This window comes from Curtobacterium sp. MCLR17_059 (assembly GCF_003234665.1).
GTDB lineage: Bacteria > Actinomycetota > Actinomycetes > Actinomycetales > Microbacteriaceae > Curtobacterium > Curtobacterium flaccumfaciens.
On record NZ_QKSU01000010.1, the window covers coordinates 74,641 to 96,922 of the forward strand.

Here is a 22,282-nt window from a genome sequence, read left to right on the forward strand (position 1 = left end):
ATGCCGTAGAGTCGAAGCATGAGCACGGACCTCGCCCCCCTCCCTGGAATCGACGCCGCGGATGACCGGACCGGGCGAGCGGCGCGTCTGCACGAGTACTTCGCCGCGCTGGTGCGGCACGAGACCGACGTGTGGAACGCGGTCGAGAAGCGGATGCGGGACGAGGGTGTGCTGAGCCTGGCCCGACTGGAAGTGTTGCGGATCGTCCAGGCAGCCCCATCGGGCGCCCGGGTGCAGGACGTCGCGACCGGCGTCGGGACGTCGATCGCTGCAGCCAGTCGCTTGCTGGACCGGCTCGCCGCCGATGGCTTCCTCGAGCGTTCGACGGACCCGGACGATCGGCGCAGCGTCCGCAGTGTGCTCTCACCCCAGGGGAGAGACGCCTTCGCCCTCGCGGACGAGCGGTTCGACCAAGCGCTGGACGCCGTGCTCTCGGACGCCGATGCCGCGGCGATCGCAGACGGCATCGCGGCACTCGAGCGCCTGCAGTCGACGTTGGAGGCAAGGCGATGACGGCCACCATGCGGGCCGTCGTGATCGACGCACCCGGTGGCCCCGACGTCTTGCACCTCCGTGAGCTGCCGATCCCGATCCCAGGCCCGGGCCAGGTGCTGATCCGTGTAGAAGCGTTCGGGCTCAACCGGTCCGAGCTGCACTTCCGCCGCGGCATGGGCCATTTCGGGACCTTCCCACGGGTGCCCGGGATCGAAGCCGTCGGGACCGTGGAGGCAGCCCCAGGTGGAGAGTTCCCCGCCGGTACCCAAGTAGCCGGGCTGATGGGCGGGATGGGTCGCGACTTCGACGGGGGCTACGCCGAGTACACCGTCGTTCCGGCCAGCAGCGTCGTGCCGTTCCGGAGCGGCCTCGACTGGTCCGTGCTCGGCGCCGTCCCCGAGATGCTGCAGACCGCACACGGGTCGCTCACCGTGGGCGTCGGTGCCCGCCGGGGCGACACGATCCTGATCCGCGGTGGCACGTCGTCGATCGGCCTGGCGTGCATCGTGCTGGCGAAGCAGCAGGGCATGACCGTCATCGCCACCACGCGCAACCCGGACCGCACCGAGCGACTGCACGCCACTGGTGCGGACCACGTCGTGGTGGACTCGGGCCGGATCGCCGACGCGGTCCGTCGAATCGTGCCGGACGGCGTCAACGGAGCGGTCGAGTTGATCGGCACCGACACGCTGCCCGACACGCTCCGGGCGACAGCCGTCCACGGCACCGTGTCGTTCAGCGGGATGCTCTCCGACGTCTGGACCATCCCCGACTTCTACCCGATGGCGGTGATCCCCAACGGGGTGCGCCTCACCGCGTACTCCGGCGAAGCGAGCGACCTGCCGGCATCGGTGCTGCAGACGTTCCTCGACACCGTCGCAGCCGGCACCGTGCAGGTCCCGATCGCGAAGGTGTATCCGCTCGAGGAGATCGTGCAGGCCCACCGCGACATGGAGGACGGGACCCGGTCAGGCAAGCTCGTCGTCACCATCCGATGATGGGTACGGGCTCTCCGGAACCCCGCTCTCGGGGTGGAACCCGTTCGTCCTCGACAAGGGCGCCAGCCAGTGCAAGTCAGGCGGTCGCACTCGTCGTTGTCGTCGCCTGGCTGCTGTACGGCGTCGTCAGCTCGAAGCTGACCCGACGATCCGGGCACAGCTAGGCAGGTCTTGGTGGCCCGCAACTGACGGACAGGAGGCCCGGTACCAGCTGGCATCGGGCCTCCAGTCCGTCAGTGGCACGCGTCCAGGGCCTGCGCCTCTGTCGTGGCGTCCCACGCGCGCCGCCGTGCCCGGCAGCACCGTCCGGTCACCCCCAGGTCAAGGGCTGTTCACCCGCTGCCGCTACCTCTGCTTGTCGGACCGCCGCCCGAGGGTCCCGATACCGGAGGACCCATGAACACCCGCACCGCACTGTCCTGCGTTGCCGTCGCCGCCCTCGCCTCGCTGGTGTTCGCGACACCGGCGCACGCCGACGAGGCCAGCTCCTACAGCAGTAAGCAGCCGTACATCGCCCCCAGCCAGCCGGACATCGACGCCTACTCGCCGGCGCCGACGGGCTACGCCCCCGTCGCCACGGAGTCGGTCGCCCGACACGGATCGCGGGGACTCTCCGCCTACAAGTACGACGCACTGCTGCACCGTCTCGCCGCGACCGCGCAGGCCGAGAACGGGTTCCTGACGCCGGAGATCGGGAAGGAGTTCTCCGCGAACCTCGATGCCATCACCGCGGCGAACGTCGCGAACGGCTACGGCATGCTCACCGGTCAGGGCGCCACCCAGCACCAGGGCATCGGAGCACGAGCCGCGCAGCGCAACGAGCAGCTGTTCGCAGCTGCGGCGAAGACGGGCGGGCGTGTCGTCGCCGAGACCTCGGGTGAGTCTCGCGCGACGGAGTCGGGCGAGAACTTCTTGCGGGGCTTCGGGGCCACGGGTGTCAAGCTCGAGCCGCGCCCTGACCTGCTCTACTTCCACGAGGTCGAGAACCCGGACGGCACCGAGAAGGCCGAAGGGTCGCCCGAGCGCCAGCGCGCCCAGGCGTACGAGGACTACGTCGCCCAACAGACCGGTGACGGCGGCACGATCGCCGCAGCCCTGCAGTACATCGAGGCGAAGCCGCGATCCGTCGAAGCGGCGAACGACCTGCTCTCCGGCATCTTCACGCCCGGGTTCATCGCCGCGATCGGCACGGACAAGGCACACACCTGGTACAACACCGCCGACGGCTCGAAGGGCGGCGCGGTGGCGTGCGCGCCCGGTGCCGACACCAAGGCCGATCCCGATGCCTGCGGCGATCCGAAGAAGTCGATCAAGAGCACCGTCGATGCGGCGATGTCGCTGTACAACCTGTACATCATCGCGGCCGACATGCAAGAGGAGAACGTCGCTCCGCACGCGTTCGACTTCGCGCAGTACTTCGCTGGCCGGCCGGCGGATGCCGAGTGGTTCGCGTACCTGCTCGATGCCGAGGACTTCTACGAGAAGGGCCCGAGCCTCGCCGGGCACGACGAGACCTACTCGATCGCCGAGCCCCTGCTCGACGACTTCTTCGCCACGATCGACGCCCGCGTCGCCGGCGGTGACGTGGTCGCGACCTTCCGCTTCGCGCACGCCGAGACGATCATCCCGTTCGCGGCGCTGTTGCGTCTGCCGGGCTCCACCGTCGCCGCGCCCGACAACGCTGCTCCGACCTCGGACGCCGACGTCTACGACGACGCCACCAACCCGTGGCGAGGATCCCAGGTGACGCCGATGGCTGCGAACGTGCAGTGGGACGTCGTGTCGCGAGCGGGCATCGACCCCGCTACCGGAGCGACCTACACGCCGCTCGTGCGCATGCTCTACAACGAGCGGGAGATCGCGTTCGCCTCCGGCTGCCGTGCGGTCGCCGCAGGGTCGCACTGGGTCAAGGAGACCGAGCTCAAGCACTGCCTGACCGGCGCGGCGATGACCGAGAGCCCGCTGATCGCTGCGGCCGTGCCAGGACCGACCGCGACGCCCACCGCGGAGCCCACGCCGACGCCGACCGTGACACCAGCGGCGCAGGGCGCCGGCGCACCGACGACCCCGGCGACGGCGCCGGCGACGGGCTCGCTGGCCGCGACCGGAGCGGAGTCACCTGTCGGACCGGCGTTGCTCGCGACACTGCTCCTCCTGGCCGGCGCCGGGACGCTGGTGCTGCGTCGCCGGCGTCGCCTGCGACCCACCGAGTGACACCGACGCGGATCCGCGGCTTCTCGAGATGACCAGCCTGTCCCGGCGCCCCGCCCCAGCGGGGTGACGGCCGGACTGGAGGCACGGTGCCAGCTGGCACCGTGCCTCCAGTCCGTCAGCGTCTCGAGTCCAGGGCCACGGACGACGCGACCACGCCGCTCACCATTGCGGCGGAAGCCGCGAAACGAGCCGACGCCCAGCTGCCCCTTCCTCGGGAGCCCTCCGGGTCGTATGGTTTACAGCGTTGTAAACGGGCCGCCGCAGGGACGGCCCGCAGGCACGGCCGTTGCACGGCCCGATGGACGACGACGTCCACGAGGAGCACCCACTTGCGCCCCATCTCCTTCCGATCCCGAGGGCTGCGCCGTGCGCTGTCGTCGGGCATCGTCGCTGCGACCGCCCTCGGCATGCTCGGGATCGCCGCGATCCCGGCCGCCGCGGACCCGGCCGCTGATCGCACCGTCGTCTCGGGCCAGGCCCGGTTCGAGGTGCTCTCCCCCACCCTGATCCGCACCGAGTACGCGGGTGACTCGCAGTTCACCGACGGCAGCACCTTCAACGTCATCGGCCGCGACGACTTCGCACCGACGACGTTCACGAAGACCGAGCGGGACGGCTGGCTGACCCTCGACACGGGCGCGATGACCGTCCGGTACAAGGAGGGCTCGGGGGCCTTCACGCAGGACACCCTGCAGACCACCGTGACCACGGCGTCCGGGCAGCGGGTCACCGGCACGCCGTGGGTGTCGACGCCGACCCCCTCGTGCACGATCGGGTCGCTCTGCGAGGCCGAGGCGCTCGGACTCACCGGCCTGTCCCTCGCGACGGACCACGCGGGCTTCACCGGAGCCGGGTTCGCCGCGGGCTTCGAGTCCGTCGGCAACGCGATGACCTTCACGACCACAGCGGCACGTGCCGGCTCGTACGACCTCGCCCTGCGCTACGCGAACTCGCAGGGCGGCGACGGCCAGGTCGCCACCCGCACCCTCAGCGTGACCGTCGACGGCGGTGCCGCGAAGACGATCCGGCTCGCACCCGGCGCGAACTGGGACGACTGGAAGACCACCGCCGCCACGACCCTCGACCTGACGGCGGGCGAGCACCGCGTGCGCATCGAACGCACCGCGGACGACTCCGGCCGGGTGAACGTCGACAGCCTGGCCCTGGTCAGCACCGGCGACGCCTACCCGGCACCGTCCACCACGGTCACCGGCGAGGACTGCGCGTTCGGCACCGTGTGCCAGGCCGAGGACTCGGCACGCACCGCTCCGGCGACGACCGCCACGAACCACAACGGCTTCGCCGGGGACGGCTTCGTCGCCGGGTTCGAGCGTGCCGGGGCGCAGCTGACGACCCACGTCACCGGGGTGCCGGCCGCGGGCGACTACGCCCTGCAGGTCCGCTACGCCAATGGCTCCGCCGGGGCGCCGACACTCACCGCGGCCCCGACCGGTCAGCAGTCGACCACTGCACCGCTCCCGAAGACGAGCGGCTGGGACTACTGGAACACCGCCACCGTGCCGGTGCACCTGGCCGCCGGCACGAACGACGTCGTGATCGGGTGCCCGACCGTGGCGAACAACTGCAACGTGAACTTCGACACCGTCGCCGTGGTCGACACCGCGTCGCCGGTCCTCGCCGCACATGCACCGCTCGGCGGGTACCGCCGCGACCTCGACACCGCCAACGGATCGGTGAAGACGAACCCGGGTCTGCTCTACCAGGACGGCTGGTCGCTCCTCGACGACAGCGCCTCGGCGCTGTACGACGAGGCGACCGACGCCGTCACCCCCGCCGGCGACCACGGCGGCGAGCGCTACCAGGACGGCTACGTCTTCGGGTACGGCTCGGACTACCGCCACGCGCTCGAGGAGCTCGCCGTCCTGACCGGTCCGACGAAGCTGCTCCCCCGCTGGGCGTACGGCGTCTGGTACTCCGAGTACTACGACCGCTCGCAGGCCGACTACCTGGCCATCGCGAAGCAGTTCGAGGACGAAGGCGTCCCCGTCGACGTCATGGCGATCGACACCGACTACAAGATCGGCAGCCCCACCAACCAGGGCGACAGCAAGTGGAACGGCTGGTCGGTCGACCCGTCCCGGATCCCGGACATGACCGGCCTGCTGGCCGACTGGCACGCCGAGGGCATCCACAACACCCTCAACATCCACCCGTCGATCTCGAGCCAGGACCCGCAGTTCGCGAAGGCCCAGGCCACCGCGAAGGGCAAGCTCACCAAGGGCGACGGCGACCGGTACCTGTTCGACTGGTCCGACCCCGACCAGCTCAAGGCCTACTTCGACCTGCACACCTCGCTGCAGCCGAAGGGCGTCGACATGTGGTGGCTCGACTGGTGCTGCAGCGAGAACTCGAAGTACTCCGCGAACGGCGTCACCCCCGACGCGTTCATCAACCAGCAGTACGCGGAGTACACGGACCAGGCACTCGGCGGCCGGGGGCTCGCGTTCTCGCGGGCGTACGGCTCGCTGACGGCCGGTGGCTACGGCAACCCGCAGCCGGTCCCGACCGGCCCGTGGGCGGACAAGCGCACGACCGTGCACTTCACCGGCGACACCACGTCGTCGTGGGACATGCTGCTCGCCGAGGTCGGCTACACCCCCGGTGAGTCCGCCGCGACCGGTCTGGCCTCGGTCAGCCACGACATCGGTGGCCACAACGGTGCGCAGTACGGCATCGAGGGCGCCGAGGAGGGCACGACCCAGCTGCCCGAGGACCTCTACGCCCGCTGGGTGCAGCTCGGCGCCTTCCAGCCGATCGACCGCCTGCACAGCAACCACAGCGACCGACTGCCGTGGCAGTACCCGGCCGCTGCTGAGGCGTCGGCGAAGCGGTTCCTGAACCTCCGCGAGGCCCTGGTCCCCCTGACCTACACGCTCGCCGCCCAGGCGACCGAGACGGGCACGCCGATCCTGCAGCCGCTCTACCTGCAGCACCCCGAAGCGCAGGAGTCCTACGCCCAGGCCGGCTCGGAGTACCTGTACGGCCCGGACGTCCTCGTCGCCCCGGTCACCACCGCGAACGACGACTCCGGCAAGGCGACCCGCTCCGTCTGGTTCCCGGCCGGCAGCTCGTGGACGGACTGGTTCACCGGCAAGACGTACGCCGGAGGCACCACCGCCGACGTGACGACCGACCTGAACAGCATGCCCGTGTTCGTGAAGAGCGGCGGCATCGTCCCCACCCGGACGGAGCAGGTCAAGAACGACGCCGCACCGCTCGACGCCGTCACCCTGACGGTGGCGACCGGCGCGAACGGCTCGTTCGACCTGCACGAAGATGCCGGCGAGGACAGCGCCGCTGACGGCGCCGCGAAGTCGAGCGCGATGACCACGGCCACAGCGTCCGCGAAGGCCACGGCGGGCAGCGCCTCCACCGCCGTCCGCTACACGCAGCAGGCGACCGGCGGCTCGCTCGCCATCGCCCCCGCCGACGGCTCCTTCGCCGGCCAGGTGCAGGACCGCTCGTGGACGGCGACGTTCACGAACGCGGACCGCCCCCGCACCGTCACCATCGACGCCCGGGTGATCGCGGACACCGCCTGGACCTACGACTCCGACACCCGCACCATCAGCGTGCCGGTCGACGAACGGTCCGTGACGAAGCGAACGGTCGTCGCCTTCAGCAGCAAGGCGGCGGCGACCCCGGTCCTGCGGGTCGAGTCGCCTCGGGTGCACGCGGGCGACCCGCAGACCGTGACCGGCGCCGGGTTCCCGGCTGACACCGACGTGGCGCTGGCGACCGCGCCACGCATCGGTGGTGCCACCGCGCACACCGACGCGAGTGGTGCGTTCTCGACCGACCTGCGGGTGCCCGGCACCGCGTCCGGTCGGGTGACCGTCACCGCATCGGTCGACGGTGTGGCCCTGGCTCGGGCCGCCTTCACCGTGGTGGCTGCGGCTGCTCCGACGCCGACCACGTCGCCGAGTGCGGGCACGCCGGGCAGCGGCGCTCCGACGCCGGATGACAACGGATCCGGTGCGCCGGGCGCGGCAGCGCCGGGCAACGGTGGCGCTGATGCGGGCAGCGACCCGGGCGGCGCACTGGCCTGGACGGGCGCGAACATGCTCCCCCTCGGGCTGTTGGCGGCGGCACTGCTCGCGGCCGGTGGACTCGTGTGGACGCTGCGCAGTCGGCGACGCCGCGCGCGTGCCTGAGCCCGCCTGAGCGGTCACCCGTCACGGGCGGATAACGGACTGGCTGGTGTTCATCAGCGCTATCTGCGACGCAGTCGTCGCGCTCGTCATCGCAGCCGCCTCCATCTGGTGGAGCGACCTGCGGGCCCGCCTCCACGAGGTCGTCAGCGGTGACCTCAGCTGGGCGCAGGACAACGTCGCACCCTCGATCTTCATCGCTGTTGGCACAGCCGTGATCGCGACATTGCTCGGCTACTTCCTCGGCTCCCAGTGGGCCGACGTGCACGGCCTCAGCCGCATCTGGAACTCCGCCATCCCTCGGAACACCTCCGCGTGGGCACGGCTCTTCAACGACGCACCCGAGGACGCGCTGGTCGAGGTGGCCCTGGTATTGAAGTCGGGAGCATGGGTCAGCGGCGCACTGTACGAGTTCGACAACGACCCGGACCCTCACCCACACCGGGCAATCGTGTTGACCCAACCGCGCTACCGGCCCGAGGGCAGCGATGCAGCCGTCCCGATCGAAGGCGCCGATTACGTCGTCGTCGAGGCAGATGAGATCGAGCAGCTGCACGCTGCCTTCGTGCAGATCGAGATCCCCGCCGACGGTAGCGATGCCAACGAAGCCGCGCAGGGCTCGTAGCGGCCTCCCGCCTGAACGACCGGCGCCGCCGAGCGGGCCAGCGCATTGCGCTGGCCCGCTCGTTCCGTCCGTCGTCCGGGGGGCGTTAGTTGTGCTTGGGTGCTTCGCCGCCAGTAGCTGCTGACCTTAACTCGTCCAGAAAGACCAGTCGGGCCGATCCCGATGAAGCGACCTGTCTTCGACACTCGTGTCAGCCCCCGGGCGGGCCTTTCATGGTCAGTGGTCGATGGATGGACGCGGCGGACCTCGGCCGTCAGCGGATCATCCAATCCTGTGAGTTCACCCGAGACTCGGGAACTCTCTTCCCAAAAGTAGTTAGCCGGCTCATGATTGCGTAGACAGTCAATCAGAGGAGCCCCACCATGACACAGACGACCGCCACCGTGGCAGTTTTCGCAGCAACCGGAGCACAGGGAGGCGCGGTCACCGACGCTCTCCTCGAGCGCGGCGCGAGAGTGCGTGCGCTCCTGCGCAATACTGCATCGGAGAAAGCCACTGCGCTGGCTGCGCGCGGTGTCGAGCTCGTGCAGATCGACATCGGCTCCCCCGCGACTCTGACCGCGGCCCTGCAGGGCGTGGACGCATTCTGGTTCATGACCACCCCTCCCGGCGGTATGCAGAACGCTGACCTGGATGGCGAGACCGCACAAGGCATCGCCCTCGCTGACGCGGCCGCCGCGGCCCGTGTGGGCCGAGTCGTGTTCAACTCCGTCGGAGGCGCCGAGCGCGGATCCGGCGTGCCGCATTTCGACTCGAAGCACCTTGTTGAGGAGCACCTGGACTCACTCGGCCTGAACACGACGATCCTGCGGCCCGTGTTCTTCACCGATAACTTCTTCGGCTTCGCACCCACTGTGGAGGACGGGACCTTGGTCCTGCGTCTGCCCTTCCCCGACGCAGTCCCCCTTCAGCTCATCGCCACCCGCGACATCGGCGTCATCGCTGCCACCGCCTTGCTCGACCCGGCCGCGGTGCCCGCATCGCTCGAGATCGCAGGGGACGCCCTGACGGGCAGCGAGATCGCGGCCGCGTTCGCAGAGCACACAGGCATGCCCGCCCGGTACGAGGCGCTGCCCCTGACGGTCATGGACGGCAATGACGACATGCAGGCCATGTTCCGCTGGTTCGCCGAGACGCCCGCTTACCAGGCCGACCTCAAGCAGGTCCGACGCATCGCCCCCGGAACGTGGAGCTTCCGCCAGTGGCTCCACGCCGTCGACTACATCCCCGCCGCGTGACCGCATCCGACACATCAAGACCAGGAGCACCGCATGAGAGCCGTCCAGTTCACAACCTACGGTCCCGCCGACGTCCTCGACGTCGTCGATGTGGAGACCCCGAGCCCGTCCGCAGGTGAGATCCTGATTCAGGTCGCCGGGGCGGGAATCAACCAACTCGACGCGAAACTCCGTGCAGGCATGATGTCAGGCGGGGCACCGCTCACGGCCCCGAGCGGCACGGGATTCGACGCGGCCGGCACGGTCCTCGAGGTCGGCACCGACGTCGATGACGTCGCGCCGGGCGACGTCGTCTTCGGCATCGGGCGGAACACGCTCGCCGAACAGGCGGTCCTGAACGCGTGGGCGAAGGTTCCTGCCGGAGTCGACCCCGTTGAGGCCAGCGGCTGGGGTGTCGCAGTCGAGACCGCTCACCGCCTCCTGTCCGAGCTGGGAACCGACGACGGGACGATCCTCCTCAGCGGTGCCTCAGGCGGTGTCGGATCGGCCCTCATCCAGCTGGCCGCAGCCCGGGGGCTCCGGGTCATCGGCACTGCCAGCGAGCACAACCAGGCCTACCTGCAGGAGCTCGGGGCGGTGGCTGTGACCTACGGCTCGGGCCTCGTCGACCGGGTCAGGGCCGTGGCACCCGATGGTGTCGACGGGGCACTCGACTTGTCAGGCAAGGGAGTCATCGGCGAGCTCATCGCCCTGGTCGGCGACCCTGCCAAGGTCATCTCCATCTCCGACTTCACCGCGCCCCAGCTCGGCGCACGCGTCTCCACGGGTGATGGCCGCACCACGGATCCCCGCGACGCTCTCGCCGAAGCCGCAGCGCTTCCCTCGTTCGGTTTGCACATCGATCGGCGCTTCGAACTCGCCGACGCGGCGATTGCTCACCGGACCTCCGAAGCCGGCCACACCCGCGGAAAGATCGTCGTCATCCCCTGACCGGTCGTCAACCGACCCCCACCGAAGGAGAAGCACCATGTCGCACAGGAACTCATCCGTTGCAGCACCCATCAACAACCAGACCCTGTTCATCGGGTTCGCGGCTGAGGCCATGACGACCGAAGAACTCGCCCCGCTGAACATGACCGTCGAGCAGCTCTCCGAGCAGATCGAACGCGGCTGGGCCGCCATCAAGGAACAAGGGGTCGAGGGTGCCCTCTGCGGCATCAGCAGAGATCCCGACGAGACAGAGACCCAGCTCCGAACTCGTTTCGCGGAGCAGCCCTACGGAGTGGCCCTCATCGGCGGCGGTGTTCGCATGCTGCCGGAGAACACCGTCCTGCTCGAACGCGTCGTGAACGTCCTCATCGACCTCCAGCCCGGCATCCGCATCAGTTTCAACACCAGCCCCCAGAACGCCTACGACGCCATCCAGCGGTGGATCACTCGCTGATCGTCGGTGTCTGCGCCAGGTGGGAGACTGGCGCGCAGCGTTCCGAGCAGCGAGAAGGACAGGTAGCCGCATGTCGTCGCCCCACGAGGAGATCGGTCTGACCCGACACACGGTCGGGCCGATCAGCTCGCTGATCCCCACCGTGGCCAAAGCGCACCGGAAGCTCGCCGGGTCGCTCCTGGAAGAGCTCGGTCTCGCCGCGGGGCAGGAGTTCGTCCTCATGCTGCTGTGGAAAGAATCCCCTCGGACTCAGGCCGATCTGACCCGTCTGCTGCTCATCGAGCCGCCGACGATGGCCAAGATGCTCGCGCGACTCGAGCGCGGCGGCTTCGTCGAGCGGGAACGGTCATCGACTGACCGCCGTGTCGTCCTCGTATCACCGACGAAAGCCGGACGGGAACTGGAAGACGCCGTGACAGCGGCCTGGGCGACCCTCGAGGAGCACACTTCGGCCGGGTTATCTTCCGATGAGCAGGCTCAGCTCCGTGACCTTTTGGCTCGCGTGGCTGTGACGCTGACGGAGACGACGGCCGAGCGGGCCTCATGAGCGGCGCGGGCGCCGACGTGCCACACCGAGCTTTCACCTCACACCGGTGGGGCCGTGGCAGAACGTGCGATGGTGCGCGCACATGCCCCATCGAGAAGGACCGGGAGGACGCATGCAGGGAGAAGGTCTGCAGCGAGCAGCACGCGACACGGCAGGGGCACTGGCAGGTGTCAGTCGAGGCCACCCGTTCACTCCGCATCTCGAGGTGTGGAAGGTGGACAAGAAGGTGTTCCTCATCGTCACCGAGGATGACCCGGACTTTCAGATCATCACCGTGAAGGTCGATCCCCATCGAGGTGATGCGCTTCGCCGCGACCACGCCTCCATCGCACCTGGTCGGTATCTCGACAAGCAGCATTGGATCTCCGTCGGTGCGGGAACCGGCGTGACGAAGACACTCATCGAGGACCTCGTCCTCGGATCCTACGAACTCGCCGGCGGACGCCTGGAGGATGTAGCCGGTGGGTGAGCAGCCTCCTTCCCTGTTCGAGGTCGACGACACCTCCCGGCCTCTCGCGGACCGCCTGCGACCTCCCGCGTTGGGCGATGTGGTCGGTCAGGAGCACCTCCTCGCCCCTGACGCCCCCATCGGGCGGATGGTCAGCACCAGGCGGCTCATATCTATGATCCTGTGGGGACCGCCCGGGTGCGGCAAGACGACCATCGCGCGCCTCCTCGCGGAGCAGACGAACCTCGCCTTCGAGCCGCTCTCGGCGACGTTCTCCGGTGTCGCCGACCTGCGGAAGGTTTTCCAGGCGGCGCAGCGTCGTCGGGAGCTCGGTCAGGGGACGCTGTTGTTCGTCGACGAGATCCACCGCTTCAACCGGGCGCAGCAGGACTCCTTTCTGCCTTACGTCGAGGACGGCACGATCGTTCTCGTCGGCGCCACGACCGAGAACCCCAGCTTCGAGCTCAACGGCGCGCTCCTCTCACGCTGTCAGGTGTTCGTCCTCGAACGTCTCGACGCGACAGCGCTCGACACCTTGATCAGCCGAGCCGAGACCGTACTGGGACGACCCCTGCCCCTCGACGCGGACGCCCGTCAGGCCCTGGTCGCGATGGCCGACGGCGACGGTCGTTATCTGCTGAACATGATCGAGCAGATCGAAGCACTTCCCGCGCCTGTCGATCCCGCAGCTCTCGCCGCGGCCGTTCAGAGACGAGCCCCCCTCTACGACAAGTCGCAGGAGGGCCACTACAACCTCATCTCCGCGCTCCACAAGTCCATGCGAGGCTCGGACCCGGACGCGGCCCTCTACTGGTTGGCCAGGATGCTCGAGGGCGGAGAGGACCCGCAGTTCATCGCCCGGCGTATCACCCGGTTCGCCACCGAGGACATCGGCATGGCCGACCCCGGGGCCGTGCAGCAGGCCCTGTCCGCATGGGACGTCTATGAACGGCTGGGCTCCCCCGAGGGGGAACTCGCGATCGCTCAAGCGGTGCTCTACCTCGCGACCGCACCCAAGTCGATCGGCGTCTATCGCGGCTTCGCCCGAGCCCGCGCCGCAGCCCGACGTACGGGCTCGCTGATGCCGCCGGCGCACATCCTCAACGCCCCCACCCGACTGATGAAGGATCTCGGCTACGGCCAGGGCTACCAATACGACCCCGACACCGAGACGGGCTTCTCGGGAGCCGACTACTTCCCCGACGACATGCCCCGAGAGACGTTCTACGAGCCGACCACGGGAGGCTACGAGCGGGCCATCACCGAGCGCCTGCGTCACTGGGCTCAGCTGCGCGCCGAGAAGCCTGAGGCCCCCGACCGGGCTGCCGCCTCGGACTAGCCTCCGGACCAGCACCGGACACAGCAGGCGCGCTCGGCGTCATGACCGGGCGAGGGTCACCTCGAGCCCTCGGAGGGTGCTTGGCAACCGTTCCAGCATCTCTTCCAGCTCGCCAGCGGAGACGTTCGCGCCGAAGGTCTCGGCGTGGGGTTCGAGTTCGATGCTGTCGTGCAGCGAACCGGCCGGGACGGGGTCGAAACCCCACGCGTCGACGAGCGCCGAGACCGTGGCGACGGCGTGCGGATCGTCTCCTGCGACCGCGATCGCTCTGCGATCCGCAGCGCCCAAGGGCCTGGGGCCTTCATCGAGGTCGTGGTATCCCATGTGGTTGAAGGCCTTGACGACGACCGACTGAGGAAGGCGACGCTGCACGAGCTCGCTGGTCGAGGTGCGGAGGTCGCCGAGATCGTCGCGGGTGCCGTCGACCTCCCACCAGTAGTTCATGGCGTCGATCACGACCTTTCCGCGCAGTGCGGTGGCAGGGACGGTGCCCAGCCGTCCGAGCGGCAGCGCGAGGATGACGACGTCGGCCGCGTCCACGGCGTCCACTGCGCGAGCAGGCTCCGCGCCGGGAGAGACGACGGCGAGGATCAGGCGGATGCTCTCGGGGTCACCGGATCCCGCGACGAGAACCCGGTGCCCCGCCGCCAGGGCCAACCGGGCCAGGACGGTGCCGAGCTTGCCGGCGCCGAGGATCGCGATGGTCGAGGTCGTCACGCGGTCACGACCGCTGGGCGGGCCGGCATCTCGGCCAGGAGCTCCCGGACCCGGGGGATGACCGTGGTGCCGTAGAGCTCGACCGATCGGAGGCGGTCCGTGATCGACTGCGTGCCGGAGGTGTAGATCATGTCGAAACGGCCGACACCCATGGCGTGGATGGTCCGGGCCATCTTCTGGGCGACCGTCTCGGCCGAGCCGACGTACATCGACCCGGACGCCACTTCGCGGTCGAATTCGCTCCGTGTCACCGGCGGCCAGCCGCGCAGAGCGCCGATGCGGTCGCGGACGACCTTGAAGTGCGAGTACCAGGCCTCGAGCGCCTCCTCGTCGGTGTCGGCGACGAACCCGGGCGAGTGCATGCCGATGGGGTGAGCCGTCGTGCCGAACTCCTCGGCGGCACGGCGGTAGAGATCGAGGTACGGGGCGAATCGCTGCGGCTGCCCTCCGATGATGGCCAGCATGAGCGGGAAGCCGTACTTCGCCGTCCGCACGACGGACTGCGGCGACCCGCCGACGCCGACCCAAGTCGAGAGGCCTTGCTCGGTCTTCGGGAAGACATCCGCATCGGTCAGCGGCGCCCGGGTCGTCCCGGACCAGGTGACCGGTCTCTCGGTCAGCAAGCGCGCGAACAGTTCGATCTTCTCCTCGAAGAGGACCTCGTAGTCGGCCATGTCGTATCCGAAGAGGGGGAACGACTCGGTGAACGAGCCACGCCCGAGAATCACCTCGGCTCGCCCACCCGAGAGGGCGTCGACGGTCGCGAATCGCTGGAACACGCGCACAGGGTCGTCGGAGCTGAGCACGGTGACCCCGGAACCGAGGCGGATGCGACGGGTCGCCGTCGCGAGCCCGGCGAGCACTGTCTCGGGTGACGAGACCGAGTACTCGGCTCGGTGGTGCTCACCCACCGTGAACACGTCCACGCCGAGCTCGTCGGCCATGACGGCCTCATCGACGAGCTGCCGGATGGAGCGGGCGTGGCTGACCGGCGCACCGGTCTCGTCGGAGGGGACATCCCCGAAGGTGTCGAGGCCGAAGTCGACGTCGATCATGATTCCTCATCTCATTGACACGTCAACCATGTGGTTGACGCGTCAATAATCTGCCGCTACGGTCGAGATGTCAACAGGGAGGCGTGATGAAAGACGAACACGACGCACCAGCACGACGAAGATCGCCCAACGCAGCCGAATTGGCGGTCTGGCGCGACTACGTCGAGACCTCCGAACAGGTCAAACGCACCCTGACGACCGCGTTCCACGACACGTCAGGGATCTCACCCGGCGACTACGCGGTCATGCTCGCCCTCAGCGAGGCGGCCGAGAAGACGCTCCGGTCGTCCGATGTCGCCGATGTCGTGGGGTGGGAGCGGAGCCGCCTGTCGCACCACCTGCGCCGCATGGAAGAACGCGGCCTCATCACTCGAGGGCTCGTGGGCGGCGACGCCCGCGGCGCCGCCGTGACCCTGACCGACACCGGCTCCAGGATCTTCCGCAGCTCATCGGCGTCTCACCTGCGGCTGGTCCGCGAGATCTTCATCGACGCGTTCACTCCGACTCAGCTCGACGCGATGCGCACCCTGACCGAGACCCTGCACCAGCACCTCGACACCAGCCAGCCCCCCACCCCCAGCTGACCTACTCAAGCTGACACAACCCAACGGAAGACACCATGGACATCGCACTCTGGATCATCACCGGCCTTCTCGCTCTCGCCTTCCTCGGCGCCGGGATCCTGAAGCTCCTCCGCCCGCGAACGGCCCTCATCGATGGAGGAATGCCCTGGGCGGCGGAATTCTCCTCGCCGGCGATCAAAACCGTGGCCGCCTTGGAAGCCATCGGGGCGATCGGACTCGTCCTGCCCCGTCTGACCGGGGTCGCGCCCCTTCTCAGCCCGATCGCTGCTCTCGGACTCGCTGCCCTCATGACCGATGCCGTCGTCGTTCACGCACGCCGAGACGAACCGGTCCTCCCGCCGCTGGTCCTGGGCGTGCTCTCGATCGTCGCAGCCGTGCTCGGCTTCATCGTGCTGATCTGATCCTCCGAGCGAGGGGCGGCAGACTAGGGGGTCGTGCCGGTGTCGACACGCACCGTGAGGGACACCTCGTAGCCGGCGGTCGCGTCGCCGGTCATCGTCGCGAGCTGGAGAGCGACGCCGTCATCACCGAAGACCATGTCGGTGTCGAGGCTGACCTCGTCGAGGTTCCGCGTGGATCCGTCGTAGCCACCTTGGGAGTAGACGGCTCGGCTGGCGTCCTCGAGCAGGGCGACCTGGGATGTGGCGATGACGTTCGTGGAGTCGCTGACCGCGTCACGGTTCGGGTACACCTCGAAGTGGATGTGCGGCCAGCGACCGGTGTAGCAGCCGGGGAAGATCGACGTGAACCCCACCGTGCCGGTCGCGTCGGCGACCTGCACGCCTCGGAGGTACGTCTCATCCTCGAGGCCAGCGGAGTACATCGAGTAACCGCCACTCGCGTCGCACTGCCAGACGTACACGGCGACGTCAGCGAACGGTGCGTCTCCGTTCGCCATGTCGAGAACCGTGAGCCGCAGGGTGATCGGTACCCCGGCAGCAGTGCCCCCTCCCCCAATGCTCGTCCGGATGTCGCTGCGGACGATGCCCGATCGCTCAAGAACGTCGGCCCCATTCGAACCGTCTCCGGGGAACGGACCGGCGGTCTCCTCCGGGATCTCGCCTGCCGCCCCTCCCGGCCTCGCCGCACCTCCAGGACTGACCACCGGGGCGGGGGCGGCGGCGCTGCAGGCCGCCAGCACCACCGAGCCGACACCGATGCCGATGAGGCTCAACACGGCCCGGCGCGAGAAGAGCGTCCCGACATCGAAAGCGACCCCCTGGTCGACGACCTCATCGCCGGCCCTCTCGAGCAGGCGCCCCTCGTAGGCAGGCCCATCGGGGGTAGCGTCGGGCTCGGGGATGCGGCTCATGCTGTCCTCTCAAAGAACGAGCGTCGGGGAGCACCACCATTCCGGCCCGCAGTGAACCGCTGCCCTGATCCGGTGATGAATCAGCCGTGAACGACGTCATGACGCATTCTGTTCCTGCGCGTCTCGCAGCCCGCAAGGAGCGAATGGCGACGACGCGTGCAATGGGACCGATTTGCAATCACGCACACAAGTTGCCCCTCGGCGGAAATCAGGACTGATCCTGTTGCTTGTCCGTCAAAGGATGAACGTCCTCGTCGACCTTGCTCCGAAGATCCATCTGGGCTTCAACACCAGTCCGGGACGACCCGGGCGCCGCTGGCTCGTTCGCTGACCAGCGAGGCTTCCTTGGTGTTCGCTCCAAGTGCTCGACTCGTCCCCGCCGGCGAAACCCAGCACCGCGTCCAGCTAGGCGCCCACTCCGATCAGCTCGGCGAACACCGACTGCACACCAATCAGCCCCGATGGCGTTCCCTCTGATCACCATCGACGCACCCTCCCCCCGTCCGCAAAGAGAAACTGGAGACATCAAACATGCATGGAGACACATTGCAGAAGCGCGCGTCAGCTCGAGCACAGGAACTCCCCGGTGCCGAGTTGACGCACCCCTTCGGTGCGGAGTGGGATGTGTACAAGGTCCGGGACAAGGTGTTCATGTTGCAGACGGCGGTCACCGGGGAACCCATCGTCGTCCTCAAGGCCGATCCCGCAGACGCGAAGGCCCTCCGCGAGCAACACGACGACATCACCCCCGGTTACCACATGAACAAGCGGCACTGGATCACGCTGCATCCCAACGGGACCTTGGACGCAACCCACGTCGACGAGCTCGTGACCGAGTCGTACTTGCTCGTCGTGGCCGGCCTTCCCAAGACTCGACAGCCAGTGGACCCAGCCTCTTTCACGAATAACTGAGCGGCACCCGGACCTCGACGGGCGGAAGTGTGCGTTGGGTGGGTCAAGTCGCGAGGCGTTCCACCGCTTCGTCGATGTGGGTGTCGGTAGCCGTCAACGCGAGACGAACGTGTTCAGCGCCGGAAGGCCCGTAGAGGCTCCCCGGCGCGACCAAGATGCCACGCTCGGCGAACCATTGCGCGGTTTCGAGCGCCGGTTCGCGTCGCGTCGCCCAGAGGAAGAGGCCGGCAGTGCTCTCATCGACACCAAGTCCGGCGGCGGCCAATCCGCCGATCAGACGTGAACGGCGGTGAGCGTACAACGCAACCTGCGCCGCCACATGACGGTCGTCACTGAACGCCGCTCGCATCGCTGCCTGCACCGGGTTCGGGGTGATCAGTCCCGAATGGCGGCGGATCGTCAGAAGCCGGCGCAGAATGTCGGCATCCCCCGCAATCACCCCGGCTCGATACCCGGCGATGTTCGACTGCTTGCTCAGGGAGTAGACGCTGAGAACTCCATGGCGCGTCACACCGACGACGCGCGGATCAAGGATGCTCGGTGTCGTTCGCTCTGACGACGTTGACCATCCGAGCTCCGCGTAGCACTCATCACAGGCGATGACCGCGCCGAGCTCCCGAGCTCGGCGCACCGCCCCGCGGAGCTCATCGATTCCCCAGACCTTCCCGTCGGGGTTCCGCGGGCTGTTCAGCCACACGAGACGCGTCGACGCGGGCCAAGCAGCGGGGTCATCGGCACCGACGGAGTCCGCGCCGGCGAGGGCCGCCCCGACAGCGTAGGTCGGGTATGCGAGCGAGGGGTGGACGACGGTGTCACCGGGTCCGAGCCCGAGCCACGTGGGCAGACCCGCGATGAGTTCCTTCGACCCGATGGTCGGGAGGACCTCTGCGACGTCGAGGTCAGCGACACCCCGTCGGCGCTCGTACCACTGCACGATCGCGTCACGCAACGCGGGGGTGCCAGCGACCTGCGGGTAGCCCGGCGCATCCGTTGCCGCAACGAGCGCGTCTCGGAGGATCTGCGGCGTCGGGTCGACAGGAGACCCCATCGAAAGGTCGAGCAACCCATCTGGATGCTGGCTCGCGGTTCGTTTGAACCCGTCCAGCGTGTCCCATGGCAGGGCGGGGAGATCATCGAGCTTCGACATGTGGAGTCCGATCGTTGGTCAGCGAGGGTCTGTCGGTGCCTGCGGCGGTGGGCTAGTTCGGCGCGAGTTCCCACCCGGCATTGCTGCCGCTGCCGCTGCCGCTGCCGCTGCCGCTGCCGCTTCCGCTGTCCGGCAGCGCATTGCCCTCCCCCTCGGCCGTCGGTATGTCCGCGGGGCCGAGCTCATAGCTGAACAGCTCATGCAGGACCTGGCGCATCGGCGTGTAGTACACAACCGATCGTCCGCCGGTACGTCCGACCGCCTCGCCCGACGAGATGATCCCGAGGAGGTGTCGGTCGTAGGTCACCACCGGCCCGCCAGAGTCCCCGTTGGCGATGCTCTCGAACTCCGAGGCGTTCGCCGCGCTGATGTGCTCGTACGGTGGCCGGTAGATTCCGGGCTCGAGGGAAAACCCGTGCCAGACGCACTTGACGCCAGAAGCCCACCCGCTTGTGCAGAACTGGTCATCAGGCGCATCGGCCCAACCACTCACAGGCACCCGCGCCTCGCGACCATTCGCGAGGAAGAACACCCGGTTGTTCGCCAGCGGAGTGTAGGTCTGGAAGGGACTGCAGAACGCGGGCTGGCTGTGATGAGCTGCGCAGATCAGCGCCATGTTGTCCGGTTGCGGCGAAACGCGCACCAGCTCGATGTCCGACGTGGCGGACTGCCAGACGACGTTCCCTACGGCTCTGGTCCCCATGTGGATGGACGCGTACATGGGAGCGCAGTGCTTTGCCAGGACCACCCACCTCGTCGCCCTCTGATACGCGGTGAGGCGCGAGAAGAGACTCTTCGGGGTGAGGACGGCACCCGCCGTGCACGACCCTCCCGGAACACTGACCTTCGTCCCCGAGATGATCGGCAACGACGCGCGATCTGGGTTCCGGGGTGGGACGACCGCTGAAGCGACCTCACTGCCGAGCAACGGGGGTAGCAGCGCAGCCAGGGCCACGACGGCAACCGCGAGAACGCGGCGCCGGCGTCTCGACCGCTGTGAGCTGGTCCGCTCGCGATCCTCGGTCGGTGCTTCCGACCCGGAAAAACGCTTCACGTCCGACGGCATGGGGCTCTTGTGCGGTTCCAGCAACGATTACGTCCTCTTGTGGATGTTGGCCTGGCGACGATCATCAACACGGCGACCGTCGGGAAAGTAGCGACCAGCTGAATCAGTCCGCCTCGGCGCCGCCGAGTTCTCAACAACCGACTCGGTGCAAGCTCGTCGTGTTGACGACCCTCAGCTCGAATACCGAGCAGTGGATGCTGAGACCGACTGCGGATGCGGCCGATGTCGTTGGCGGTTCAGAGTCAGAGGCCTGCACGCGCAAGGGCCAGTGACTGGTCACGCAAGGCTAAACAGGTTCCTATACGACCGTCTAGTGAAACTAGTCACAGCATCCCAGGCGGGGCGGGCAATCCGCCGGGTGCCCGCGTGCAGCCCTGCTCAGGCCGAGCTGGATGCGGATGGCGAGGTCAGTTGAGCACCCTGCCCGGCCGTGCTCCTTCACGCTGCCGCCATGGTGTTCTTCTCGTCTCAGCAGGCATTACTGCAGTCGTACAGAACCGTGCACTCACTGATTAGACAGTTGCCCGAGCGACACCCCATGCCCACCGCTCGGTAGCGGGCATTCACGGCGCCGCCCGCACACAGCGCGCAGCACGCACCCCCCTCGAAGCCTCGTCCACACCCACACCCACACTCGGAGTCGAAGCGGATACCCGACAAGGAGTCAGCCAGCGATGTCCGATAGCCGATCGTCGACCGGACGCGCTGGAAGCTCTGAAACCACGGCGGTTGACAGAATCGGGTCATAGCCCCCTCGCTCGCTAGATTGAGCGGATGGTCCGTGATCGCGAGCCCGGCGCGCGGCGGAACCGCGGCCGGCGACGACGTGAGGTGGCCGACCGAGTTGGCGGAGCCCTCCTACTTCCGGCCCAGGGCGGCTGGCTTGCCTTCGCACTGGGACGTGGGGGTGCCTGGTGGGCGGTATGGGCAGTCGTACTTGGGGTTCTCATAGCCAGCGTCATTTTCGTCGTCGTGCAAGAACGGCGACGACCACCTGAAGGACGACCAGTGTCGGTCTCCCCGCTCTTGCTGGTAGTGGCATCAGCGATCGTCGGATGGGTCGTCCTGGCCGTAGTCCTCTAGCGGCCACCCTGCACGACGGCGATCAGCGAACGGTGCCCAACCAGAGCCCTCGCCAACCGCCACCCCCAGGCTCTGCTAGATCCCGCCCGGTAGCGGATCGGCCAGCGGGACATCGCGAGCCCGTAACGTTCGACGCCGCGCTCGTATCGTTGGGCGATGAATCTCGATCACGTTTGGCCCTTGTTCGGGCTGCGCCTCATGACTCCTCGTCTGGAACTGCGGCCCTTGCGCGACGAGGATCTTCCTGGACTCGTCGACGTGGCCCTGTCAGGTGTCCACGATCCCGCTCGGATGCCGTTCGGTGTCCCGTGGACGGACGCAGAACCGACGACGTTGGCTCGTTCTTTGGCGCAGTACCACTGGAAGCTCCGGTCCGGGGTGAGCCGTGACTCGTGGGGTGTGAGCTTCACCGTGTTCCACGAGGGGACGCCGGTCGGGGTTCAGGAGCTGCACGCTCGCCGCTTCGCAGCTCGAAGGACCGTCGAGAGCGGCTCATGGCTTGCCCTCGCGCAGCAGGGCCGAGGGCTCGGGACCGAGATGCGGGCGGCGCTGCTGCTGTTCTCGTTCGACCGTTTGGGGGCTGAGTGGGCGGAGTCGAGCGCAGTCGCGTGGAACGAGCCATCCCTTCGGGTGTCCGCGAAGCTCGGTTACGAGCTCAACGGTGTCACTCGTGCCCAGACTCGCGCCGATGAGGTCGTTGACGAGGTCAGGGTGCGCTTGAGGCGGGAGGACTTCGCTCGGCCGAGCTGGAGCCTGACGACTGAAGGGGTCGAAGCAGCGACCGAGTTCTTGATGTAGTCGAGCAGGCGAGGACACAGCCGCCCGGTAGCCGGTCCTTCCACGGACCTCGGTGTCCAACTCGGAACTGGACGACCCGCGAGCAGAGTCGTGTCGCACATGGGTGGTCCGCTGAACGACGCCGTGAGGCAGCCCTGGGCGTACGGTC

The 22,282-nt window shown here is 68.3% G+C and carries 20 protein-coding genes; 15 read left to right on the plus strand and 5 right to left on the minus strand.

Annotation, left to right across the window (positions count from 1 at the left end; all coding sequences use genetic code 11):
- Nucleotides 1–18: 18 nt before the first annotated feature.
- From DEJ12_RS13895 to DEJ12_RS13945, 11 genes are all read left to right on the plus strand, one after another.
- Complete coding sequence (locus DEJ12_RS13895) at nucleotides 19–513, plus strand: MarR family transcriptional regulator (RefSeq protein ID WP_111030438.1); 495 nt, start codon at nucleotides 19–21, stop codon at nucleotides 511–513.
- Nucleotides 510–1,493 carry a zinc-binding alcohol dehydrogenase family protein gene (locus DEJ12_RS13900; RefSeq protein ID WP_111030439.1) on the plus strand — a complete coding sequence of 328 codons (984 nt, stop codon included), beginning with the start codon at nucleotides 510–512 and terminating at the stop codon, nucleotides 1,491–1,493. The genes DEJ12_RS13895 and DEJ12_RS13900 overlap by 4 nt, the downstream gene beginning before the upstream one ends.
- 396 nt (nucleotides 1,494–1,889) lie before the next feature.
- Nucleotides 1,890–3,707 (plus strand): histidine-type phosphatase, encoded by a 1,818-nt coding sequence (locus tag DEJ12_RS13905; protein ID WP_111030440.1) that lies wholly within the window; start codon nucleotides 1,890–1,892, stop codon nucleotides 3,705–3,707.
- 329 nt (nucleotides 3,708–4,036) lie between these two features.
- Nucleotides 4,037–7,882, plus strand: a complete 3,846-nt coding sequence (locus DEJ12_RS13910) for a TIM-barrel domain-containing protein (protein ID WP_220034781.1) — start codon at nucleotides 4,037–4,039, stop codon at nucleotides 7,880–7,882.
- 46 nt (nucleotides 7,883–7,928) lie between these two features.
- The gene (locus tag DEJ12_RS13915) at nucleotides 7,929–8,504 is read left to right on the plus strand and encodes a DUF6338 family protein (protein WP_111030441.1); all 576 of its coding nucleotides are present in this window, start codon (nucleotides 7,929–7,931) and stop codon (nucleotides 8,502–8,504) included.
- 362 nt (nucleotides 8,505–8,866) lie between these two features.
- A complete protein-coding gene (locus DEJ12_RS13920; RefSeq protein ID WP_111030442.1) occupies nucleotides 8,867–9,742 on the plus strand; it encodes an NmrA/HSCARG family protein in 876 nt (291 codons plus the stop codon).
- A 90-nt stretch (nucleotides 9,743–9,832) separates the two neighbouring features.
- A complete protein-coding gene (locus DEJ12_RS13925; RefSeq protein WP_220034780.1) occupies nucleotides 9,833–10,672 on the plus strand; it encodes an NADP-dependent oxidoreductase in 840 nt (279 codons plus the stop codon).
- A gap of 37 nt (nucleotides 10,673–10,709) precedes the next feature.
- Entirely contained in the window at nucleotides 10,710–11,126 is a 417-nt protein-coding gene (locus tag DEJ12_RS13930; RefSeq protein ID WP_111030444.1) for a hypothetical protein, read from the plus strand.
- 70 nt (nucleotides 11,127–11,196) lie between these two features.
- Nucleotides 11,197–11,673: a MarR family winged helix-turn-helix transcriptional regulator gene (locus tag DEJ12_RS13935; protein WP_111030445.1), complete on the plus strand. Its 477-nt coding sequence runs from the start codon at nucleotides 11,197–11,199 to the stop codon at nucleotides 11,671–11,673.
- A gap of 112 nt (nucleotides 11,674–11,785) precedes the next feature.
- Nucleotides 11,786–12,142: an MmcQ/YjbR family DNA-binding protein gene (locus tag DEJ12_RS13940; protein WP_111030446.1), complete on the plus strand. Its 357-nt coding sequence runs from the start codon at nucleotides 11,786–11,788 to the stop codon at nucleotides 12,140–12,142.
- On the plus strand, nucleotides 12,135–13,460 hold the full coding sequence (locus tag DEJ12_RS13945) for a replication-associated recombination protein A (RefSeq protein ID WP_111030447.1): 1,326 nt from the start codon (nucleotides 12,135–12,137) through the stop codon (nucleotides 13,458–13,460). The genes DEJ12_RS13940 and DEJ12_RS13945 overlap by 8 nt, the downstream gene beginning before the upstream one ends.
- Nucleotides 13,461–13,499: 39 nt before the next feature.
- Here DEJ12_RS13945 and DEJ12_RS13950 read toward each other — a convergent pair whose 3' ends face one another.
- Nucleotides 13,500–14,177, minus strand: coding sequence for an NADPH-dependent F420 reductase (locus DEJ12_RS13950; protein ID WP_111030448.1), 678 nt, complete (start codon nucleotides 14,175–14,177; stop codon nucleotides 13,500–13,502).
- Nucleotides 14,174–15,232 (minus strand): LLM class flavin-dependent oxidoreductase, encoded by a 1,059-nt coding sequence (locus DEJ12_RS13955; RefSeq protein ID WP_111030449.1) that lies wholly within the window; start codon nucleotides 15,230–15,232, stop codon nucleotides 14,174–14,176. Before DEJ12_RS13955 ends, DEJ12_RS13950 begins: the two co-directional genes overlap by 4 nt.
- A gap of 140 nt (nucleotides 15,233–15,372) precedes the next feature.
- On the opposite strand from DEJ12_RS13955, the gene DEJ12_RS13960 reads away from it, so the two are divergent.
- Together DEJ12_RS13960 and DEJ12_RS13965 are read left to right on the plus strand one after the other, a co-directional pair.
- On the plus strand, nucleotides 15,373–15,816 hold the full coding sequence (locus tag DEJ12_RS13960) for a MarR family winged helix-turn-helix transcriptional regulator (RefSeq protein ID WP_220034779.1): 444 nt from the start codon (nucleotides 15,373–15,375) through the stop codon (nucleotides 15,814–15,816).
- A gap of 35 nt (nucleotides 15,817–15,851) precedes the next feature.
- The gene (locus DEJ12_RS13965) at nucleotides 15,852–16,217 is read left to right on the plus strand and encodes a DoxX family protein (RefSeq protein ID WP_111030450.1); all 366 of its coding nucleotides are present in this window, start codon (nucleotides 15,852–15,854) and stop codon (nucleotides 16,215–16,217) included.
- A gap of 23 nt (nucleotides 16,218–16,240) precedes the next feature.
- Here DEJ12_RS13965 and DEJ12_RS13970 read toward each other — a convergent pair whose 3' ends face one another.
- Nucleotides 16,241–17,128, minus strand: coding sequence for an intradiol ring-cleavage dioxygenase (locus tag DEJ12_RS13970; RefSeq protein WP_111030451.1), 888 nt, complete (start codon nucleotides 17,126–17,128; stop codon nucleotides 16,241–16,243).
- Nucleotides 17,129–17,659: 531 nt separating this feature from the next.
- Here DEJ12_RS13970 and DEJ12_RS13975 point away from each other — a divergent pair.
- The gene (locus DEJ12_RS13975) at nucleotides 17,660–18,040 is read left to right on the plus strand and encodes an MmcQ/YjbR family DNA-binding protein (RefSeq protein ID WP_111030452.1); all 381 of its coding nucleotides are present in this window, start codon (nucleotides 17,660–17,662) and stop codon (nucleotides 18,038–18,040) included.
- A 43-nt stretch (nucleotides 18,041–18,083) separates the two neighbouring features.
- Here the strand turns inward: DEJ12_RS13975 and dapC are convergent, their stop codons facing one another.
- Entirely contained in the window at nucleotides 18,084–19,187 is a 1,104-nt protein-coding gene (gene dapC / locus DEJ12_RS13980; protein WP_111030453.1) for a succinyldiaminopimelate transaminase, read from the minus strand.
- 52 nt (nucleotides 19,188–19,239) lie between these two features.
- Entirely contained in the window at nucleotides 19,240–19,908 is a 669-nt protein-coding gene (locus tag DEJ12_RS13985) for a trypsin-like serine protease (RefSeq protein ID WP_220034778.1), read from the minus strand.
- Nucleotides 19,909–21,492: 1,584 nt separating this feature from the next.
- Between DEJ12_RS13985 and DEJ12_RS13990 the strand changes: the two genes are divergently transcribed.
- Nucleotides 21,493–22,134: a GNAT family N-acetyltransferase gene (locus DEJ12_RS13990; RefSeq protein ID WP_111030455.1), complete on the plus strand. Its 642-nt coding sequence runs from the start codon at nucleotides 21,493–21,495 to the stop codon at nucleotides 22,132–22,134.
- Nucleotides 22,135–22,282: the final 148 nt, after the last annotated feature.

What these genes read in the sequence shown, in the direction of transcription:
- DEJ12_RS13895 (WP_111030438.1), top strand. Translation starts at nt 19, where the DNA reads ATGAGCACGGACCTCGCCCCCCTCCCTGGAATCGACGCCGCGGATGAC.
- DEJ12_RS13900 (WP_111030439.1), top strand. Translation starts at nt 510, where the DNA reads ATGACGGCCACCATGCGGGCCGTCGTGATCGACGCACCCGGTGGCCCC.
- DEJ12_RS13905 (WP_111030440.1), top strand. Translation starts at nt 1,890, where the DNA reads ATGAACACCCGCACCGCACTGTCCTGCGTTGCCGTCGCCGCCCTCGCC.
- DEJ12_RS13920 (WP_111030442.1), top strand. Translation starts at nt 8,867, where the DNA reads ATGACACAGACGACCGCCACCGTGGCAGTTTTCGCAGCAACCGGAGCA.
- DEJ12_RS13930 (WP_111030444.1), top strand. Translation starts at nt 10,710, where the DNA reads ATGTCGCACAGGAACTCATCCGTTGCAGCACCCATCAACAACCAGACC.
- DEJ12_RS13935 (WP_111030445.1), top strand. Translation starts at nt 11,197, where the DNA reads ATGTCGTCGCCCCACGAGGAGATCGGTCTGACCCGACACACGGTCGGG.
- DEJ12_RS13940 (WP_111030446.1), top strand. Translation starts at nt 11,786, where the DNA reads ATGCAGGGAGAAGGTCTGCAGCGAGCAGCACGCGACACGGCAGGGGCA.
- DEJ12_RS13955 (WP_111030449.1), bottom strand. Translation starts at nt 15,232, where the DNA reads ATGATCGACGTCGACTTCGGCCTCGACACCTTCGGGGATGTCCCCTCC.
- DEJ12_RS13965 (WP_111030450.1), top strand. Translation starts at nt 15,852, where the DNA reads ATGGACATCGCACTCTGGATCATCACCGGCCTTCTCGCTCTCGCCTTC.
- DEJ12_RS13970 (WP_111030451.1), bottom strand. Translation starts at nt 17,128, where the DNA reads ATGAGCCGCATCCCCGAGCCCGACGCTACCCCCGATGGGCCTGCCTAC.
- DEJ12_RS13975 (WP_111030452.1), top strand. Translation starts at nt 17,660, where the DNA reads ATGCATGGAGACACATTGCAGAAGCGCGCGTCAGCTCGAGCACAGGAA.
- dapC (WP_111030453.1), bottom strand. Translation starts at nt 19,187, where the DNA reads ATGTCGAAGCTCGATGATCTCCCCGCCCTGCCATGGGACACGCTGGAC.
- DEJ12_RS13985 (WP_220034778.1), bottom strand. Translation starts at nt 19,908, where the DNA reads ATGTACGCGTCCATCCACATGGGGACCAGAGCCGTAGGGAACGTCGTC.
- DEJ12_RS13990 (WP_111030455.1), top strand. Translation starts at nt 21,493, where the DNA reads ATGAATCTCGATCACGTTTGGCCCTTGTTCGGGCTGCGCCTCATGACT.